Source organism: Bartonella elizabethae F9251 = ATCC 49927, assembly GCF_000518165.1.
Classification (GTDB): Bacteria; Pseudomonadota; Alphaproteobacteria; order Rhizobiales; family Rhizobiaceae; genus Bartonella; species Bartonella elizabethae.
On the sequence record NZ_JADB01000034.1, the window covers coordinates 1 to 2,729 of the forward strand.

1 pseudogene is annotated in these 2,729 nt (G+C 35.7%); it reads right to left on the reverse strand.

Annotated features, from left to right (window positions below):
• Nucleotides 1-2,203, reverse strand: a pseudogene (locus T429_RS0108380) (hypothetical protein); the annotation flags it as partial.
• Nucleotides 2,204-2,729 lie beyond the last annotated feature (526 nt).

Below are 2,729 nucleotides of genomic sequence, written 5' to 3' on the forward strand. Positions count from 1 at the left end.
TTGTTTTTCCCTTTTCTTTATTTCTTACACCGCCTTGTAAGACAGAGTGATCTGCGGTTAAAGTAAACATTTCAACCGGTTCTGTCTCCTGTATGGTGTTTTGGAATAACGTATCAGCAAGGATTTTTGAATTTTTGAGATTAATTTTACCAATTGATTCATTGGTATTTATTCCAATACCCTTTTCAACGATAAGATCTGTATTGGTCAAATTAACTTCACTGTTTTTTCTATTTTGTGAACTACTTGGATTATTTGAATTATCTTGGGAAAAATTTGCAAATTGCACACCAGCAGTCCCTGCTGTTGCAGAAGTATTTACGAGATCAATATGTCCGTTATTGCTTATGAATAGCGCAATTTTTGTTGCTTCTATTTTGTTTTCCTTTGCAGTGCCATTGACCATCTTAATCGTGCTATTGCTGGTTGCGGCAAGACCAACATTAACTTTTTCAATCGTTGTTTTTCCCTTTAATTCAATGACAGCTCCAAAGGCATTTACACCAGTGCTGAGCGTGCCGTCTTCATAATCATCTGTTTCTTGCCCTGTTATCGTTAACTCTTCGCTGGTGATTTTGCTTCCATACATTGCCAAAAGACCACAGAAAACATTCGTAATCGTTGTTTTGCCTTTTAATTCAATTACACTGTTTATATCATCAGCGAATGCGCCTGCATGTTTCCTTTCACCATTTGTTTTGAGTGTAACATCTTTAACATTAATATAGCCACCACCTTTTGCGTGTAGCACCTTATTGCTACCGGTAATGCTTCCCCCCGTCATGAAAATTTTTGATTTCTCACCAACTGCATAAAGCCCATCACCCTCAGATGATGTAATTTTAGCATCATTGTTTAAAGTAATGGTACTGCCGTTTTGCGCAAATATTGCTGCTTCTTTTGCCTCAAAGGTTCCACCAGAGACCGCTATTGTAGAATTATCATTTGCAAAGATAGCAGTCTTTGCTTGCGTGAGGGTTACATTGTCTAAAGCAACAGTGCTTTTCTTGTCAGCACTTATTCCTTTTTCTATAAAAAAGCCATCTTTACCGCTTGTGATCTTTACATCTTTCAGCATGTTTTCTTTGCTTTTTGTGTCAAAGAATAATGCCCCTACTGCTTCGCCTCCTGTGATTTCAATAGATCCTCCTGTCATCTTGATTGTTGCATTCTCACTTTGGGCTTTAACACCGACAAAAGCATTTTTAATCGTCGTGTTTCCATTCAGTTCAATGGTGCTGAAAGCTCTTGCTAATGCGCCGAATTTTGTTCCATTGCCATTTGCTGTGAGTGCAACGTCTTTAACATTAATATAGCCGCCACCCCTTGTGTATAATACACTATTGCTACCGGTAACGCTTCCTCCTGTCATAACAACTTTTGATTTCTCACCAACGACATGGAGTCCATCACTCTCAGATGAAGTGATTTTAGCGCCATTGTTTAAAGTAATGGTACTGCCGTTTTGAACAGTAACCCCATTTTTTGTTTCAAAAGATCCACCGTTAACTGTTATTTGAGATTTGTTATCTGCAAAGATGCCATTATTTGCTTGCGTGACGGTTACATTATTCAAAGTAATAGTACTTTCGTTTTTAGCCAGTATTGTTCCTCCAAAGGAGCCATCAGAGACTGTTATATCAGAATGATCGTCTGCTGTTATACTCGTGTCTTTTGCTGTTGTAACGGTTACATTTTTCAAAGTGAGTTTACTTTTTTCAGAAGCTATTATTGCGTTTCCTAGTGCTTTATTATGTTCTCTGTTCTCACTCGTTATTGTGACATTTTCCAGCTCGCCATTCCCACCATTTAGTTTAATAGCCGTTGTATCAACATTGATAGAACCTCCTGTCATCTTGAATATAGCGTTGTCTGATACGTTAACGCCGTATGCATAGGAAGATTTAGTTCCAAGTGGAGCACCAATGATGGTATTTTCCGATAACTCAATCAAACTATCGGATCTTGTAACGGTGACAACGACTGCAGAAGGTGATCCTTGTGGAGGCGTACTCCCCAGCTTTAAATTTTTGCCGATGATTTTTCCACCTTTTTCTGCCAAAATATTATCGTAGCTTTTTTCAGAGACTTCTGTTTTTTTCCCATCAGAAACTTTAAGTTCTTCCGCTTGCGCGTTGTGATTGGCACCAAACAATAGAATTACTGCAATTGCTGTATACGATAAAAGAGATTTTTTAGACATCTATGTTCTCCTGACTTACGAAGCTACAAATGTTTTCTCGGCTTGCCATATCCTCGCTTGTTACATAAGAAGAACAAACAATATAAGAAAATAAACAATGGTTAATAAAAATATTTTTACTATCTATTATTTTAAAATTTACTTATAGTCAAATTTAAAAAATTAATTAATATTATATATAATTTTACTTATTATGTATAAAAATATTTTAAAAAAGTATCAAAATAATATTTATAGCTATGATAAGTAGATGGTTGTTGTGTGTTTGCACTTTCGTTTATGGTACCATGATACCGTTATATATTTGGATATATTAGAGAAAACAAAGGGAAGACAGCATAGCGAGGCGTAGCTGTCAGCAAAAATTAAAAAAGTTTTCTTAATTTTCGATCTGATGTGTTTTATATTAAGTGTAATGTGTTTTATAACTATGCTAAAGAGCTCTGATTGGTGCTTTTATAAACCTTATTACTCTTCTTGAGTGTTTTGATAAATTTGTTGATGTCTTTTTTGTTTTTATTTCATC